The organism is Archangium gephyra (assembly GCF_042230915.1).
GTDB classification, from domain to species: domain Bacteria; phylum Myxococcota; class Myxococcia; order Myxococcales; family Myxococcaceae; genus Archangium; species Archangium gephyra_B.
On record NZ_CP102578.1, the window covers coordinates 3,569,845 to 3,586,454 of the forward strand.

At 69.3% G+C, this 16,610-nt stretch carries 16 protein-coding genes and 1 tRNA gene; 9 read left to right on the top strand and 8 right to left on the bottom strand.

The window, feature by feature from the left end; translation table 11 throughout:
• Positions 1 to 6: 6 nt before the first annotated feature.
• The gene (locus NR798_RS14365; protein WP_375772030.1) at positions 7 to 609 is read right to left on the bottom strand and encodes a DUF2760 domain-containing protein; all 603 of its coding nucleotides are present in this window, start codon (positions 607 to 609) and stop codon (positions 7 to 9) included.
• A 95-nt stretch (positions 610 to 704) separates the two neighbouring features.
• Positions 705 to 780 (bottom strand) — tRNA-Ala (locus NR798_RS14370).
• A gap of 195 nt (positions 781 to 975) precedes the next feature.
• Between NR798_RS14370 and NR798_RS14375 the strand changes: the two genes are divergently transcribed.
• The 6 genes from NR798_RS14375 to NR798_RS14400 all read left to right on the top strand — a co-directional run bounded on the left by NR798_RS14375 (position 976) and on the right by NR798_RS14400 (position 8,876).
• A complete protein-coding gene (locus tag NR798_RS14375) occupies positions 976 to 3,375 on the top strand; it encodes a tetratricopeptide repeat protein (RefSeq protein WP_375772031.1) in 2,400 nt (799 codons plus the stop codon).
• A gap of 195 nt (positions 3,376 to 3,570) precedes the next feature.
• Positions 3,571 to 4,455, top strand: coding sequence for a heme o synthase (gene cyoE / locus NR798_RS14380; RefSeq protein ID WP_375772032.1), 885 nt, complete (start codon positions 3,571 to 3,573; stop codon positions 4,453 to 4,455).
• Positions 4,456 to 4,462: 7 nt separating this feature from the next.
• A complete protein-coding gene (locus tag NR798_RS14385) occupies positions 4,463 to 5,470 on the top strand; it encodes an ATP-binding cassette domain-containing protein (protein ID WP_375772033.1) in 1,008 nt (335 codons plus the stop codon).
• Complete coding sequence (locus tag NR798_RS14390; protein ID WP_375772034.1) at positions 5,467 to 6,369, top strand: ABC transporter permease; 903 nt, start codon at positions 5,467 to 5,469, stop codon at positions 6,367 to 6,369. Before NR798_RS14385 ends, NR798_RS14390 begins: the two co-directional genes overlap by 4 nt.
• 118 nt (positions 6,370 to 6,487) lie before the next feature.
• Positions 6,488 to 7,309 (top strand): carboxypeptidase regulatory-like domain-containing protein, encoded by an 822-nt coding sequence (locus tag NR798_RS14395; RefSeq protein ID WP_375772035.1) that lies wholly within the window; start codon positions 6,488 to 6,490, stop codon positions 7,307 to 7,309.
• Positions 7,310 to 7,355: 46 nt separating this feature from the next.
• A complete protein-coding gene (locus NR798_RS14400) occupies positions 7,356 to 8,876 on the top strand; it encodes a lipase maturation factor family protein (RefSeq protein ID WP_375772036.1) in 1,521 nt (506 codons plus the stop codon).
• Here NR798_RS14400 and NR798_RS14405 read toward each other — a convergent pair.
• The 4 genes from NR798_RS14405 to NR798_RS14420 are packed head-to-tail and all read right to left on the bottom strand — an operon-like array spanning position 8,839 to position 11,693.
• Positions 8,839 to 10,245, bottom strand: a complete 1,407-nt coding sequence (locus NR798_RS14405; RefSeq protein WP_375772037.1) for an ATP-binding protein — start codon at positions 10,243 to 10,245, stop codon at positions 8,839 to 8,841. The two genes, NR798_RS14400 and NR798_RS14405, sit on opposite strands and share 38 nt — an antisense overlap.
• On the bottom strand, positions 10,242 to 10,922 hold the full coding sequence (locus NR798_RS14410; protein ID WP_375772038.1) for a response regulator transcription factor: 681 nt from the start codon (positions 10,920 to 10,922) through the stop codon (positions 10,242 to 10,244). The genes NR798_RS14405 and NR798_RS14410 overlap by 4 nt, the downstream gene beginning before the upstream one ends.
• Positions 10,923 to 10,937: 15 nt before the next feature.
• Positions 10,938 to 11,171, bottom strand: a complete 234-nt coding sequence (locus tag NR798_RS14415) for a hypothetical protein (protein ID WP_375772039.1) — start codon at positions 11,169 to 11,171, stop codon at positions 10,938 to 10,940.
• A gap of 36 nt (positions 11,172 to 11,207) precedes the next feature.
• Positions 11,208 to 11,693: a periplasmic heavy metal sensor gene (locus NR798_RS14420; protein ID WP_375772040.1), complete on the bottom strand. Its 486-nt coding sequence runs from the start codon at positions 11,691 to 11,693 to the stop codon at positions 11,208 to 11,210.
• A 228-nt stretch (positions 11,694 to 11,921) separates the two neighbouring features.
• Between NR798_RS14420 and NR798_RS14425 the strand changes: the two genes are divergently transcribed.
• The 3 genes from NR798_RS14425 to NR798_RS14435 all read left to right on the top strand — a co-directional run bounded on the left by NR798_RS14425 (position 11,922) and on the right by NR798_RS14435 (position 13,052).
• The gene (locus tag NR798_RS14425) at positions 11,922 to 12,128 is read left to right on the top strand and encodes a cold-shock protein (protein WP_047856399.1); all 207 of its coding nucleotides are present in this window, start codon (positions 11,922 to 11,924) and stop codon (positions 12,126 to 12,128) included.
• A gap of 153 nt (positions 12,129 to 12,281) precedes the next feature.
• The gene (locus tag NR798_RS14430; protein ID WP_375772041.1) at positions 12,282 to 12,650 is read left to right on the top strand and encodes a cupin domain-containing protein; all 369 of its coding nucleotides are present in this window, start codon (positions 12,282 to 12,284) and stop codon (positions 12,648 to 12,650) included.
• A 219-nt stretch (positions 12,651 to 12,869) separates the two neighbouring features.
• The gene (locus NR798_RS14435) at positions 12,870 to 13,052 is read left to right on the top strand and encodes a helix-turn-helix domain-containing protein (RefSeq protein WP_375772042.1); all 183 of its coding nucleotides are present in this window, start codon (positions 12,870 to 12,872) and stop codon (positions 13,050 to 13,052) included.
• Between the two features lie 337 nt (positions 13,053 to 13,389).
• Here NR798_RS14435 and NR798_RS14440 read toward each other — a convergent pair whose 3' ends face one another.
• Together NR798_RS14440 and NR798_RS14445 are read right to left on the bottom strand one after the other, a co-directional pair.
• A complete protein-coding gene (locus NR798_RS14440) occupies positions 13,390 to 15,606 on the bottom strand; it encodes an SAM-dependent methyltransferase (protein ID WP_375772043.1) in 2,217 nt (738 codons plus the stop codon).
• Positions 15,599 to 16,396, bottom strand: coding sequence for a hypothetical protein (locus NR798_RS14445; RefSeq protein WP_375772044.1), 798 nt, complete (start codon positions 16,394 to 16,396; stop codon positions 15,599 to 15,601). Before NR798_RS14445 ends, NR798_RS14440 begins: the two co-directional genes overlap by 8 nt.
• Positions 16,397 to 16,610 lie beyond the last annotated feature (214 nt).

The following is a 16,610-nucleotide window of genomic DNA, read 5'->3' on the forward strand; positions in this document are numbered from 1 at the left end:
CTGGTGTCAGGACAGCTCGACTTCAGCGGGCGACAGCACCCGGGGATCCATCGCCGCGCTGGTGGACGGGAATTTCACCGCCGTGGTCACCCACCCGTGGTGCTTGAGCGCGCCCGTATAAGGAGGCTGGCCGGCCACGTTGCCGGTGAGGCGGATGCGCTGGGCGTCGAAGCCGGCGGGCACGTTCACCCGGTCCCCCTCGGACTGGGGCAGCACCGGCTCCAGGGTGAGGTACTGGCGCAGCACCTTGCGGCACCCCTCATGGACGATGCGGGCCGCGGCCCCCACATCCGAGTCCGGGAACGCCGCCACGTCCTCCTGGAGGAAGTCGATGAGGCGCCCCTCGCGCTGCAGCATGGCGAGGAACTGCAGGGCCGGGGCGTGCTCCCGCTCGGGGGGCAGCGCGGCAACCGGCTCCTTCTTCTCCGGCGTCTGCTGCCCGGCTGGCAGGCCGGTGGCCGGAGTCCCGGACGGGAGCTGGCCGGCAGCGTCGGCCTCTTTCAGGGGGAGTACCGCCTGGGCGAACGCCTGGTTGGCCCAGATCCGCCAGAAGCACACGAACGCGAGCCAGAAACGAGCGAAGAACGAGAGCGAAGGCTGGTCGGTCATCGGCTCCGGATAACAGACCCCCGGAGCTTTTCAATTCACTCGTAGCGCAAATGAAAAGGGCCTCACTGTTTCCAGTGAGGCCCTTCCCTGTTGCATGGTGGAGGTGGACGGGATCGAACCGACGACCTTCGCATTGCGAACGCGACGCTCTCCCAACTGAGCTACACCCCCGCAACCACTATGTGTACTAACGGCTGAGCGTCCTGCCGGCTGACGGGGTTTTTTCCCGCCGCCGAAAGACGAACGGGCAGATACAGGACCCTATTCCACGTGTCAAGCCGGGAATCTTCCGGGGCCCTTGAGCGATTGACGCGCGGCAACTCGGGGTGTCATAAGAACCCCCTCCCATCAGGCGCCCCCATCGGAATGTCTACTCCCTCATCGAAGTTGAGCCCGGCCGAGATTACGAAGCTGGAGCAAGCGTTCGCTTCCGACCCTTCCTCCGACGCGTACAAGCCGTTGGCCGAGGCGTACCTGGCCGCCGGCCGCTTCATGGAAGCGATGGTCGTCTGCAAGAAAGGGGTGAAGGCCCACCCTGATCGTGCGGATCCCCGCCTCCTCCTGGCCCGCGTGTACGCGGAGCAGGGCAAGGACAAGAAGGCATTGGAAGAGGTGCTCGGCGCGCTCCAGGTGCAGCCCACCGACAAGGCCTCCCTGCGCATGGCGGGTACGCTCCAGCTGAAGACTGGCGAGGGCGAGACCGGCAAGGCCAACCTCCTCAAGGCGTACGCGGCGGACCCCGCGGATGCCGAGACCCTCGCGGCGATGCAGCAGTACCAGGTGCAGCCGCCCCAGGCCGCCGCGCCCGCTCCGGTGGCCGCGCCCGTGGCCGCTCCGGCTCCTGTCGCCGCGCCCGCTCCGGTGGCCGCGCCCACTCCGGCTCCCGTGGCCGCCGCGCCTGCTCCCGCCGCCGAGCCCGCTCCGGCTCCCGCTGCCCGCAAGCGCCCGGTGGCCACCGAGGACGAGGAGGAGGCTCCGCGTCCCAAGGCCCGCGCCGAGCAGCCCGCGCGCTCCGCGGCCCGCCGCGCCGCGCCCGTGGTCGTCGACGAGGACGATGACGTCGACACCGACGATGACGACGCGCCTCGCAAGTCGCGCAAGAAGGGCGGCGGCACCAGCAAGTACATCACGCTCGGCCTGCTGATCGCCGTGCCCCTCATCCTGGGCGGCACCTTCTTCCAGATGCGCATGACCACCCAGCGCAACCGGGAGATCAAGAAGCAGCTCGACGCCGCCACCGAGCAGCTCAAGCACGACTCGTTCGCCTCCTACAAGAAGGCCTGCGAGGCGGCCGAAAAGGCGCTCGAGGTGGACGAGACCTCCGTCGCCGCCCACGGCTACCTGGCCTACTCCTATGCCATCCGCTGGGGTGAGCACGGCGGTGGTGACGACGCCCGCAAGCGCGCCGAGGAGCACCTGGCCTCCGCCAAGAAGTACCAGACGGAGAAGGATATCAGCTCGCACCTGTTGGCCGCCGAGGCGCTCATCAAGACCTACGGTGGCAAGGGCAAGGAGGCGCTCGTCGCCCTCGAGAAGCAGGTGAAGGAGTTCGATGACCGGGGCCAGCGCAGCTCGCTGCTGTACCTGACGCTCGGCCTCATCCAGATGAACGCGGGCGACATGGATCGCGCCAAGGACAACCTGGAGAAGGCCCAGGGCATCGCGGCGCAGGACCCGCGCATCTACGCCGCGCTCGGCGCCGTGTACCGCCGGCTCGGCCAGGACAGCATCGCCGGGAAGAACTACGACTCCGCGCTGCGCTACGAGAAGGACCACCCCGAGTCGCTCCTCGGCGTCTCCCTGCTGGTCCTGGAGCAGGACGAGCCCAACTTCGGGCTGGCCGCGGTGATGATCAAGAAGCTGCTGGAGGCCGAGCCGCCCCCGTCGCCGCGTCAGCTCGCGGCGGCCAACCTGGCGCGCTCGCTGCTCATCTCGCGCGTGTCCGCGGCCATGGAGAAGCTCAAGCCCGAGGAGCAGGCCAGGCTCGCCGAGGCCACCGGGGTGCCCGCCGACAAGGAGAAGGCGCGCCAGGAGCTGATCAAGGCCGAGGAGACGGGCTTCACGCTGGACAAGCAGACCCCGGAGCTGTTGCTCATCAAGGGCCGCCGGCTGCTCGCCGAGAACGAGTACGACAAGGCCGCCGAGGAGATCCGCAAGGCCATCAAGATCGACCCCACGCGCGCCCAGTTCTACGTGGAGCTGTCCAAGGCCCTCATGGGCAAGGCGGGCGGCGAGAAGGAGGCCGCCGAGGCCCTCGTCACCGCCATCAAGACCATGGGTGACAGCCCCAAGCTGCTCACCATGCTGGGCAACGCCTACCGCAAGCAGAACAAGCTCAACGAGGCGATCGACGCGTACAAGCGCTCGGTGAAGGAGCCGAACGCGAAGAACCCCGAGGCCCGTCTGGCCATGGGCACCATCTTGCGCGAGCGCGGCGAGTGGACGATGGCCCAGGAGTCGCTGGAGAAGGCGAGCACCGAGTTCATCGGCCAGTCGGACCGGGCCGCCACCGCGCTGCTCGAGTTGGCGCGCGTCTTCGAGGGCAAGGGCGACACCGTCAAGGCCGACGAGACGTACCAGAAGGCGCTCAACGCGGACGAGACCTACTGCCCGGCCTACTACTTCTACGCGGCGTTCCTCAAGAAGGGCCCGAAGCAGGCCCCCAAGCCCAAGCCGCTGGGGCAGGAGGACATCAAGTCGCTGGCGCAGCAGTACATGACCTGCGCGCCCAAGGGCGAGTACGTGGCGCAGGCCGGCGCGCTGTGAGCCGGGCTGCCGCTTCCGACAAGCGGTTCTGATAGCGGCGGGCGCGGGGATGGTGAAAATCCCGCGCCCGTTTGCTTGAAGTGCGACTCCCCCCTGTGTAAGGGGAGGGGCGTTTTCCACCCCGGGCGGAGTCCGCAGTCCTCTCCGCCTCCCACCGCGTCAGCAGCGAGCCTGCCGCGCCTTGGGGAGTCCGCCGTGAGCGCGCGTGCCGTGAGTGAGTCGAGCTTCGCTTCGGATCTGCTGTCCCTCACCAAGCCGAGGCTGTCCGGGCTGGTGATCGCCACCGCCGCCGGAGGCATGTGGCTGGCTCCGGGCGAGCTGACCGTGCCGCGCATCCTGGTGACGCTGCTGGCCACCGCGGGCACGGTGGGCGCCGCCAACGCGCTCAATTGCTACTGGGAGCGGGAGAGCGATCGCTTCATGGCGCGCACCCGCAACCGCCCGCTGCCCTCGGGGCGCATGGAGCCGGGCGTGGCGCTGGCCTTCGGGCTGGCCCTGGCGGCGCTCTCCCTGCCGGCGCTCGCCCTGGGCGCCAACCTGCTCACCGCGGGGCTGGGCCTGGTGGCATTGCTCAGCTACGTGCTCGCGTACACGCCGCTCAAGGCGCGCACCTCCGCCTCCATGCTGGTGGGCGCGGTGCCCGGCGCGCTGCCTCCCCTCATGGGCTGGACGGCCGTCACCGGGCAGATCGACGCGGGCGGCTACGTCCTCTTCGCCATCCTCTTCCTGTGGCAGATTCCGCACACCATCGCGATCGGCCTGTTCCGCAAGGACGAGTACGCGGCGGCCGGCCTCAAGACCGTGTCGCTGGAGCGCGGGGAGGACTCCAGCCGCCTGCAGATCGTCCTCTACCTGGTGGCGCTGGTGCCCATGACGCTGCTGCCCTTCCAGCTGCGCATCGCCGGCGGCTGGTACCTGGCGGCCGCAGTGGTGCTGGGCCTGTCCTTCCTGGGACTGGGAGCAACCGGCCTCTTCCGGAGCCTGGGAAGGCCCTGGGCGCGTCAGACGTTCCTGTTCAGCCTGCTGTACCTGGCCGGCCTCTTCGCCGCGCTGATGCTCGACAGCGGGGGACACGGTTGATTCGAGGATGACCCCGGCCCTTCCGGCCCTCTCTCCCACCACGCGCCCTGTGGCGCCGCTGCTCCAGCTCGATGGGCTCACCCGGCGCTTCAAGGCGCGCGTGGCGCTCGATGGGCTGAACCTCGCGGTGGGCGCGGGCGAAATCGTTGGTCTGCTCGGCCCCAATGGGGCGGGCAAATCCACCACCTTCCAGCTGCTCGCCGGCCTGCTCGCCCCGGACTCCGGGCGCGTGCTGTTCGAGGGCCGGCCCCTGTCGCTCCATGACCCGGCCCTGCGCCGGCGCATGGGCATCATCTTCCAGCGCAGCAGCCTGGATGACCTGATGAGCGCGCGGGAGAACCTGATGCTCGGCGCCCGGCTGTACGGGCTGACGGGCGCCCGGGCCGAGGAGCGCGTGGAGCAGATGCTCCGGCTCATCGGCTTGCAGGACCGCGGCGGCGAGCGTGTCTCCACCTGGTCCGGCGGCATGCGCCGTCGCCTGGAGCTGGCGCGCGCCCTGGTGCACCAGCCGCGCATCGTCCTCATGGACGAGCCCACCCAGGGGCTCGACGAGGCCTCCTTCCGCTCCTTCTGGGCCCACCTGCGCGCCCTGCGCGACGCCGAGGGCCTCACCGTGCTGCTCACCACGCACCGCGCCGACGAGGCGGAGATGTGCGATCGGCTCGCGGTGCTGGACGCGGGCCGGCTGGTGGCCACCGACACCCCGGCGGCGCTGGCCGCGCGGGTGGGTGGAGACATCCTCACCCTGGAGGCCCGTGAGCCCGAGGCCCTCGCGGCCGAGCTGCGCGAGCGCCTGGGCCTGGAGGCGCGCGTGGTGGAGGGCCGGGTGCAGGTGGAGGTGGAGCAGGGGCATGCGCTGGTGCCCCGGCTGGTGGAGGCCTTCCCGGCCGGCCGGCTCGCCTCGGTGTCCCTGCGCCGTCCCACGCTCGCGGACGTCTTCCTCCAACTCACCGGCCGGGTGCTCGGGGCCGACCAGCCCACCGCCGAGCCCGCCCGCAGGAGCCGCCGTCGATGAACGCCCCCGCCACCACCGTTCCCGCCCCCATCACCCCGGGGGAGCCGGAGCGCGCGCTGACCCGGGGTCCCTCCGCCCCTCTCTCCTCCGTGGAAGAGGAGCGGGCTCCGGGTGGGCTCGCGCTGCAGTGGGCCACCGTGCGCGTGCTGCTGGCGCGCGACGTGGTGCGCTTCTTCCGCCAGCCCAGCCGGATTGTCGGCGCGCTCGCCCAGCCCATCCTCTTCTGGTTCGTCATCGGCGCGGGCTTCGCCGGCTCCTTCCGCGTCGAGGGCGCGCAGGGCCTGGACTACCAGCGCTTCTCCTTCCCCGGCGTCGTCACCATGGTGGTGCTCTTCAGCGCCATCTTCGCCACCATCTCCGTCATCGAGGACCGGCGCGAGGGCTTCCTCCAGTCGGTGCTGGCCGGGCCGGGCTCGCGCCTGTCGGTGGTGCTGGGCAAGGCGCTGGGCTCCTCGGCCATCGCGCTCCTGCAGGCCGCGCTCTTCCTCCTCTTCGCCCCGCTGGCCGGGGTGAAGGCCGCCACCCTGGACGTGCCCCTGCTGGTGACGGTGATGGTGCTCTCCGCCCTGGGCCTCACCGGCATGGGCATCGCCCTGGCCTGGTGGGTGCGCTCCACCGCCGGCTACCACGCGGTGATGAGCATCGTCCTGCTGCCCATGTGGGTGCTCTCCGGTGCGATGTTTCCCCTCAAGGGCGCCGGGCCCGTGCTGGCGTGGGTGATGCGCCTCAACCCCATGCGCTTCTCCGTGGAGGGCGTCCGGCGCGCGCTGTACGGCGCCGAGGCCTCACTCGCCGTGGGCACCTCCTCCTCGGGCGCGGGCCTCGAGGTGCCGGTGCTGCTCGTCTTCGCCACCGTCTTCCTGGGGCTCGCCGCCCTCAGCGTCAGCCGGCGCGAATAACCTGAATAGCCGTTCTTCCATTGGTTCCGGGACACCTCATCTGTTACGAGGGGTTCCAATGACATCTGGCCGCCCGGGCGCGAGGCGTTACGCGCTGGTGGCACGAGGGAGTGTTCACATGAAGCTGCGTACGCTGGGCGTCGCGGTGCTCGGCGCGGTGGGACTCGCCGCCCTGCCGGCCTGCCAGAAGGACGAGGCCGCTCCGGCCGCTGCCCGTGGGTCCGTCGCCCCGGCCCCCGCTCCCAAGGCCGAGGCTCCCGCCGCCGCCCCCGTCCAGCCCGTTACCGGTGGGGCCTCCGTCCGGGGCACCATCACCTTCAAGGGCCCTGCGCCCACGCCCGCCGCCGTCACGCCCAGTGACGATCCCGCCTGTGACGGCATGGCGCTGAAGGACCAGTCCGTCGTGGTGACGGACGGCAAGCTGGCCAACGTCCTCGTGCGCGTGCGCGGCCTCGTGCCCCGCTCGCACCCGGCCCAGCCTGCCCTCATCGACCAGCAGAAGTGCACCTATACCCCGCGCGTGCAGGGCGTCACCGCCGGTCAGCCCATCCTCATCAAGAACAGCGACGGCACGCTGCACAACGCGCGCGCGCTGACGGGCTCGAAGACCGTCTTCAACGTGGCCCAGCCTCCCAACGCCAAGGCCGTGCCGCGCAACCTGCCCGCCGACGCCGAGGTCATCCGCCTCAAGTGCGACATCCACCCGTGGATGGCCGCCTGGGTGGTGGTGAATCCGAACCCGTACTTCGCCACCTCCGGCACGGATGGCTCCTTCTCCATCGAGCACCTCCCCGAGGGCACCTATACCCTCGAGGCCTGGCACGAGACGCTCGGCACCCAGACGGCCGAGGTCACCGTCAAGGAGGGGGAGACCACGACGGCCTCCTTCGCGTTCTCCGCCGAGAACGCCAAGGGCACGGCCCAGGGTGACGTGAAGTAGCACGGACTCGGATACCCTCACCCCCGCCCTCTCCCGAGGGGAGAGGGTGATCGGAACCCGAGTGGAGCGCGTTGTCTCCAGTGACAGGCGGCACTCCGTGGCCCGGGTACGCGGGTTGTATCTGCGTGCCCTCGGGCTCGTCTTCGTGCTCGCCTTCGCCTCCCTCCTGCCCCAGCTCTCCGCGCTGCTGGGTCCCGAGGGACTGAGTCCCGCCGCCGAGCTGCTCGGCTACGTCCTTCAGGTCCTCCCCGGGCCCGAGCGTTACCTGCGCCTGCCCACGCTCTTGTGGTGGCTCGGAGCGGAGGAGGGGGCCCTGCGCGGCGTTGGCTTCGCGGGCCTCGGGTGTGGCGTGTTGCTCGCCGCCAACGTGGCTCCCCGTTGGGCCCTCGGGGGCGCCTGGGCCTGCTATCTCTCGCTCACCACCGTGGGCGGAGTCTTCCTCGGCTACCAGTGGGATGTGCTGCTGCTCGAGGCCGCGCTCGTCTCGCTCCCGCTCACCCCGGGCCACCTGTGGCCTCCCGGTGTCTCCCCCGCGCCCCTCCCGGGTGCCCTCCTCCTGCCGCGTCTCCTCCTCTTCCGGTTGATGCTCATGTCCGGGGTGGTGAAGCTCGCCAGCGGAGACCCCACGTGGCGGGACTTCACCGCGCTCCAGTACCACTATTGGACGCAGCCCCTGCCCAACCCCGTCGCCTGGTTCGTCCACCTCCTGCCCGCCGGCCTCCAGCGCGCCAGCACCGCGGTGACGCTCATCATCGAGATAGGGGCCCCCTTCCTCCTCTTCGGGCCCAGGCGCGCGCGGCTCGTCGCGGCCGCCCTGCTCGCCGCGCTGCAACTCGCCATCTTCGCCACCGGCAACTACGGCTTCTTCAACCTCCTCACGCTGGTGCTCTGCCTCTCCGCGCTCGATGACGGGGTGCTCGGGCGCTGGCGCTTCGGCGGTCCGCCTCCGGCCGTTCCGGCACCCCCTCGCCGGCACCCGCGGGCGAGCGCCGCGGCCCTCGTCCTCTTCGCCGTGGCCTATGCCTTCCTCGGGTTCTCGCTGGACGCCCAGCGGCTCCTCTCGCGCCCGCTCCCGGGGGCCCTCGGCACGCTGCTGGATGACCTCGCGGGCCTGCGCAGCATCAACACCTATGGCCTGTTCGCGGTGATGACCACCGGGCGGCACGAAATCCTCATCGAGGGCAGCGCCGACGGGAGGACGTGGAAGGAGTACCGCCTGCCGTACCGCCCGGGCCGCGTGGACGAGTCCCCTCGCTTCGTGGCCCCCCATCAGCCCCGGCTGGACTGGCAGATGTGGTTCGCCGCGCTCTCCATCTGCCAGCGCAACCCGTGGCTCCTCCGCCTCCAGGAGTTGCTGCTGCGCGGCGGCCCGGCCGTCCAGCGGCTCTTCGAGGAGGACCCCTTCCCGGACGCGCCGCCCCGCTTCGTGCGCACGCGCCTCTTCGACTACCGCTTCACGGACTGGGGCACGTGGCGCGCCACCGGCGACTGGTGGACGCGCGAGGAGTTGGGCCCCTACTGCCCGCCCCTTACGATCGAGACGGGGCAGCTGCGGGCGGTGCCTTGAGCGAGGCAGGGCCCTCTCGCCGCAGGGTGAAGCCCACCCGGGCGCCTCCTCCCGGACGGTTCTCCGCGAAGGTGTCACCGCCGTGCGCCCGGGCAATCCGCTGCACCAGCGCGAGCCCCAGCCCCAGCGAGCCCGCCTCGCGCGCCTCGCCGCCCCGGTCCTTGCGGTAGAAGGGCGCGAAGATGCGCGTCTCCTCGCCGGGCTGCAGTCCCGGGCCGCGGTCGTCCACGCAGAAGGCGAGCTGCCCCTCCCGCTCCAGCAGCCGCAGCGCCTCCACGCCCTGGCCGTGCTTGCGTGCGTTGTCCAGCAGGTTGGCCAGCGCGCGCCCCAGCAGCGTGGCGTCTCCCGTCAGCTTCGCCTCGGGCACCTCCACCGACAGCGCCTCCGCCGGCAGCCCCGTCCGCTCCAGCGCCCGCGCCGCCAGGTCCTTCCCGTCCAGCTCCCGGGGCGTCAGCTGGCCGAAGTCCAGCCGCGAGCTCGCGAGCAGCTCGCCCACCAGCGCGTCCAGCTCCACCACCTCGCGCTCCATCTGGTCCGCCGTTCGCTCCGGGCCTCCCGCGTCGCGCATCAGCTCCACGAGCACCCGCAGGTGCGCCAGCGGCGTGCGCAGCTCGTGCGACACCGCGGCCAGCAGCTCGCGCTGGTCCGCCATCTGCCGCTCGACGCGCGTGGCCATCTCGTTGAAGGCATCGGCCAGCACGGACATCTCCCCCGTGGCGTACCGGCCCAGCTGCACGCGTGTGTCCAGCTTGCCCTCGCCCAGCTCCTGCGCCGCCCGCGCCAGCGTGTCCAGGGGCCGCGACAGCCGCCGGGCCAGCCACCCCGAGGCCATCCACAGCGTGATCCCCGCCAGCATCAGCACCATCGGCCCGCGCCACGGCGCCCGGGCCCGGAGGTGTGCGGAGCAGGCCCCCGCCGTGCCCAGCCTCACCCCGCCGCGCTCCACCGGGATGGACACCTCGGCGTTCGGAGGGCAGGGCTCGCCGGTGCGCACCAGCAGCGCCCCGGAGGCATCCCGCAGCTCCACGCTGACGAGCAGGTCCTCGGACACGGAGCGCACGAGCGCGTCGCGGCGCACCGGGTCGTCCCACACCTCGGCGAGGCGGTTGCTGACGAAGGTGCGGGCGCGGGCCGCCTCCTGTTGCCAGGAGCCATCTCCCATCAGCCCCCCCATCACGGTCATCACCGTGCCCACCACCAGGGCGGTGGTGAAGATGGAGACGCCGAACCAGAGGAAGAGCCGGCGGCGCAGCCGCGCGCGGATGAAGTGCCCCAGGCGGCTCATGGGCCGGAAGGCGGGCCCGTGCCGGAGCCGGTGCAGCGGGTGGCCCGGGGGGCCGTGCGGGTGGTGTCTCGGGGGGTGTCTCATGGGCCGTCTTTGGCGAAGAGGTAGCCCACCCCGCGCACCGTCTTGATGAGGCGGTTGCCCTCGTCCCCCAGCTTCTGCCGCAGGTGGGAGATGTGCACGTCCACGGTGCGCTCGCCCACCACGGTGTCGCTCCGGCCGGCCTCGCCGAGCAGGGCATCGCGGGGGATGACGCGCCCGGCCCGCCGCACCAACGCCACCAGCAGATCGAACTCGAGCCCGGTGAGCTCCACCAGCCGGCCGCCCGTGCGCACCTCCCGGGCCGACACGTCGATGGACACGCCGCTGGACTCCAGCTTCTCGGCCACTGACGCGGGCTGGGCGCGCCGCAGCACGGCCCTCAAGCGCGCGAGCAGCTCGCGCGGGCTGAAGGGCTTGGCCAGGTAGTCATCCGCGCCGAGCTCCAGGCCCACCACGCGGTCCGTCTCGTCGCCGCGCGCGGTGAGCATGATGACGGGCAGGGTGCTCTTGGCGCGGATGCGCCGGCACACCTCCAGTCCGTCCATGCCCGGCATCATCACGTCCAGCAGCACGGCGTCGTAGGTGCTGGCCTCCAGCGCGGCCAGGCCGCGTCCTCCATCGGGTGCATGGGTGACGGTGATGCCGTTCTGCCCGAGGTACTGCGCGAGCAGCTCGTACATCCGGGTGTCATCGTCGATGAGGAGGACGCGGGTGGCCATGGGAGGTCGCCGACTCTACTGCACCTGTTGACCCTGGGGCGGCTCGGCGGGGCGCGAGGCCTGGGGCGCCTGGGCCGGAGCCCACCGCGGGGAGTCGTAGCGGGAGTTGTCGTCGTAGGCCCGGCCCTGGCGGCAGTGCCCACCGGCGGCGTGACCGTAGCGGTGCCAGCGGTAGAGGCTGGCGAAGCCGGAGGAGTAGCCCGCGAGGGTGCCAAGGGCGAGCAGTGCAATGAGAACGCGGCGGCGCATGATGTGGTCCTTTCCTTGTCCTGGATTCCGGAGCGCTCAGCAGGACCGGGCGCCGCGCCAGCCGCAGCCGCCGCCGTAGCCGTGGGAGCGGTAGCCATGGCCCCAGCCGTGCTCGAGCAGGTCCGCCAGCTCGCGCCGCTGCTTCGCATCCAGCGCCTCGTGGGTCCTGGAGAGCGCTGTGCGCAGCGTCTTGCGCAGGTTGTCGATGAGCTCGTCGTGCTTCGCGTCCAGCTCGCGCAGCGCGGCGGCGTCGAACGACTCGCCCCTCAGCGAGCGGGCGATGGCGGCGCGGGTGGCGCTCAGCTCGTCGCGCATCTTCGCGAAGGCCTCGGTGAGATCGTCCGCCGCCTGGACGAGCACCTTCTCCTGGCCGGGCGAGGTGTCCAGGCGCTCGAAGAGCCAGCGCATCCGGCCGCGCCAGCTCCAGCGGCCGGGGCCACCGTGGCGGTGGTGCCAGCGGCTGCGGCGCAGGGTGTAGAAGAGACCGGCCAGGCAGGCGGTACCAAAGATGAATCCGAACATGTGCTGCTCCTTCCGTGAGCGGCCGGGCAGTCAGGAACCCGGCATCCATCGGTTGGTGCAGAAGGTACGGGGGGGGTGTGAAGGGGGCGCCCAGTACTTATGAAGAAGTGTGAAGGCTACCTCTGGAATGGGGGGGAGGCGCGGACCGTTAACCCCCGCAGGCACTTCAATGGGTAGGAGTGCCCGTCTGTAGTCCGTAGAACGCACGTGCAGAAAGCAGGGAAGTACATGGCAACTGGTACCGTGAAGTGGTTCAACGACGCGAAGGGCTTCGGTTTCATCGCGCCGGATGCGGGTGGCGAGGATGTGTTCTGCCACCACTCCGCCATCAACATGGATGGCTTCCGCTCCCTGGCTGAGGGCCAGAAGGTGGAATACGAAGTGACGAAGGGCCCCAAGGGCCTTCAGGCGCAGAACGTGCGCCCGGCGGGGTGAAAGACCTCGTGTTCACGGCCTGAGGGCCGTGTCCCTCGCGCCCGCTCTTCCCTTCGAGGGGGGAGCGGGCGTGTCGTTGCGGGGTACGTGTCGCCCGGCGCTCCTTACCTTGTCCGGCAAAGGACAACCGGCAGCGTCCGCGAAGGAGACGAGATGGGCGACACGAGTGTGAAGAAGGTCGAGTCCCAGTACTCCCCGAAGGGTGAGATGGGGCAGAAGTACCTGGCCGGAGGCATCCGGGTTTCCATGCGCCTGTGGGAGAACGAGCAGCCGGCCGAGCCGCTGCCCGCCACGACGCGCGACTACGAGACGGTCGGCTACGTCATCAAGGGCCGCGCCGAGCTCCACCTGGAGGGACAGGTGCTGCTGCTCAACCCCGGGGACTCGTGGCTGGTGCCGAGGGGCGCGAGCCACACGTACAAGATTCTCGAGGCCTTCACGGCGGTGGAGGCCACCAGCCCGCCGGCGACGGTGCACGGGCGCGACGAGAAGGAGAAGAACCGCGAGGGCGCCAAGGCCTGACACGAGGCCGGACACAAGGCCTGACCTGAAGGGGGCGCGGGGGAAGGGGAGTGGGCCCTCCTGGATGGCTGGGAGGGAGCGGGTTGGCAGGGGTTCGCCGCCTCTGTCTCCGGCTCGCAACCTGCGGAAAAGATTGGGGTTCCGCAGGGGGTAGGGGCGGTGCCGGTTAGTACCGTTTCCACGGCTTCGACTGGCCGTGGTGCGCTGGTGGTGCGGTCCATGGTGCGGCCGGTGGGCCCGCCGATGCTCACGATGCGCGAGGTGTCGGAAGAGGTGGCCGTCTGCCGGGCTACGGTTTACGCGCTCCTCGAACGCGGGGAACTGGAGCGGGTATGGGTCGGGCGCTCCATCCGCCTTCTGGCCGCGTCGCTTGAAGCGCTCCTTGCCCAGGGGCGGCACTGAGGCGGGTGCGGTGGTCCCCGTTCCCCGCTTCTATAATTCTATAGTCGGAACCGGGACCTCTTGATCGCCGCACTGCGTAACGCGAGCCCCTTCGCTGGCCCGCCCGGACCACCAGCCGTCAGAACCATCCTGCTGTCCCCTTGGCCGCCCTGGAGGGTGGGCTTGCCCGAGTTGCGTGGCGCTTCCGCAGTTTGTGTGGAACCTGGTCGCATGCGGATGGCTGGACGAATCAGGCTCGCCTGCTCGCCGACCCTGAACCACAGGAGGGCGGGCGTGCCACGAAATCGGGGCAGGCTCACAATCACCACTGGTGCACTCGATGTGGTCACGGGAGGGCCTACTCTTTAGGGGCAGCTCGCTTGGTGCGCCCCGGCTTCGTGGCCGCTGCGCTCTTCTGCTCCAGCATTGCCTGGCCGCGATGCAGAGCTTCCACAGTCGGCTTGAGAAGTGGCATCACCGCCTCGAACTCGCGCGGCACACTTTCGGGAGCGCGGCCTGCGAACAGTTCGACAAGGACCCGGCTGAGCAGGAGGACCTTGGCGTCACCGCGTGAGAGTTGGCGCCCGCGCTCAAGAAAGCGCACGACCTGCTTCTCCGCAGTGACAAGCGCCGCTCCAACGGCGTCCACGCTGCGACGTATCGGCCGCTGATCGGCCTCCGCCTTCCGACACACCATGATGATGTCGATGTCGATGGGCTCCGCCGCTTGGGTCTTGGGCGCTGCGACTGACATCTCCGCCTTCACTGGATGTGCCTGGACTAGCGAGAAGCCGGCATCCGCAATGGCCTGCGCCACCGCGACCCAGCCGTCATCACGCGAGTGGTGGTAGCTGAAAACGAGCAGGCCGTCCTTCACCAGCACCCTACGGCACTCAGTGAACACGCTCGACAGCTTCGACGCGAAGGCTTCCGCGTCCTCGTCTTGGACCTCACCGCACTGGCGAGTCGTCTCCAACTCTAAGCCGGAGGGTAGCAACTCGCGCTGCCAGGCGAAGAAGAAGTCGGCCAGCTCAGAGTAGTGGACGTTGTCGAAGAAGGGCGGGTCGGTCACCACGAGGTCAACCGACTCATCGACAAGGCCGGTTGCGGCGGAGTTACCGCATGAGAGGTACACCCCTGGGGACCGGGGCTGCTTGGTCCAGCCATGCACCTGGACCTGGGTAAGCGGCACAGAAGTGCCGAACACCTTCTTGCCCTTCGGCTTGTCGCCCGCGCGGTCAACAGCGACCTCGAACGGATTCTCCCGGTACTCCAACGCACGTATGAGTCGAAGACGGAAGAGCGTCGAGAAAGAGCCAGAGCTTTGCGGAGTTCCCCACGGGTTCGCTTCGATGGGCATCCGCTCTGGCTTGAGCACATGGTGCGAGAACATGTGCCGAACCGCGCCAGTCCCCTCTCCTTTGTACGAGGCGAACATGTTGTTGAACTCCAACGTGCCGGAGAACACGAGCGCGAGCGCATCGCGCTCAGGCCCTTCGGGCAGACCTCGAATCGCGTGGCCGAGCCTTCCGAGGGCAAGAAGTTGGCGCGCGTTGAAGAAGTCGCCCCAGGACTGGTAACCGTAGTTGATGGCTTGGTCGGTGTTCCGGCCCGGTTCAAGTTGTCCGATGGGCCGCACTACCTCCGCCGTCGCGAGTCGCTGCTCAGCCTGTCGGAACGCAGCAACGTCCGCCTCAGTAGCGCGGAGGTATTCCTTCTTGCCATCTGCGTTCAGCACGAGCTTCGCGTAGAGCTTGTGCCGCGGTGGCACACCAGAGGCCCGCAGGGTCCGCCCAATGCGGAACTCGTGGTTGCAATGGGTGCACTCGGCACTCATCCCCTTCGCTGGCCCGGAATGCGGGTCAAAGGCGTTCTTGCACGCCGTGCACCGTGCTTGCTTCTCATGGTGCAACCCGCGGAAGACCTCGCCGCACTCGGGGCACACGATGTGGACGGTCGGGTACTTCTTCACGTAGGCGTGCTTCGCGAACACGTACGAGGAGAAGAGGTCCACCTCCTCCTTGCACTCTGGGCAGTCCGCGACCTTCACCCAGAAGAAGTAGAGCACGTCACATTCGCGGTCCGTGTTGTCCTTGGCGCGGTACATCGCGCGAATCTCGGCACCAACCGTGCGCTCGACCTGCTCGAAGGCACGCTCGACCCCTGCTCGGTCAATGGCGCCGAGGCTTACGCGGACTCCAGTGAATGCGACGGGGTTGATGTCGCGCCCTACTGCCGCGCACCCGAGCTTTGCTGCCTCCCCCACGGTAGTGCCGCTGCCCATGAACGGATCGAAGACTACGAGCCCGCCCAGGTCCACGTTCTGGTAGAACTCCCGCATGAGCGGGTCGCGCTGGCCTGGAGCGGCGCCGAGCACGATAGCCCGGAACACTGATCCGAGACGCTGCGCCCACCACTTGTGCACATGGTAAATGGGACGGAAGACCTCTTTCCGCCAACTCTCGACCTCCGCAACCTCGCTGAGTTGCTCGAAGGGGAATTCTTCGCGCTCGATGGCGCGCTGCACGCGGGCCACGGTCTTCGTACGCGCGGTGTTCGTCGCCTGCCTACTCATCGTCGCTGGCATCCTCTGCGAGTAGAACTGGGGACACGAGCTTGACCTGCTTGCTGCTGTCACCGGTCGGCCGATACGCAATGAACTCGTGGGCCTTTCCGGCAGACGGGTTCGGCGCGTACTTCGCTTGAATTTGATTCGTCTTGAGGTCGAACTCGTAGCCGACCACCAGTTGGTCCACCTCAACTCGCGTGAACCGCCCTACCTGCTGGAACCGACCATCTGCGTCGTAGTCCGCGGGAACGATGAGCGTCGGCAGAGACGTAACGCCCTCCAGCAGTGCAAACGGCGTGGGCGCTACGTACATCTTCCTGTCACGCACCATAAGGTCCCCGTAGCTGCCGAAGCCCCGAAAGTTCCTGTTCTTGTGGACGTACGTGTGGTCGGCGTTCAAGAAGTCGCCGTGACACAGCACCAGGTCAATAAGCGGGTATTCGCGCTCTGCCTTCGCGACCTCGGTTGGGTAGCGGCCAAACACGTAGAAGACCGTTCGGCCCTTGTGCTTGCCGGTGGGTACCTGGCTGTTTGAGTCAAAGTTCGCCTCGCGGCCAGGGTAGGCGAGCGCCTTAAGTTCGTAACCCTCGGGGTGGGTTACGAGGGTATAATCCGGGTAACTGTTGCGACCTGCGTCGTCAAACTCGATGCCGACTGCGGCGAGGCGCTGCTCGAACCAGTTCTGGAAGTGGTACTCCTTGTCCTTGTCGCTGACCTTCTTGATGAGGTCGCCATTGTGGATGGCAGCCTTGCAGGCCAGGAAGATGTCGAAGCAGCGGGTCGTAAGGTTCTGCATCGGTTACACCGGACGAGTAGAGGCCCGTGGAGTGGGCCAACTAGGGACGGCCGGGGTCTACCACAGCACGCTGACCCGCAGGGTTCCGGCCGTCGTGCGCATTCCCGGGCCTTACGCCCTTCCGAGCGGTGAAGCGGCAAGCGAGCGACCCTCCCCAGGCGCCTGCTGTAGGGGCCCAGAGGAGTCCGTCGGCGACGCTGCTGGGCCTGCTCAC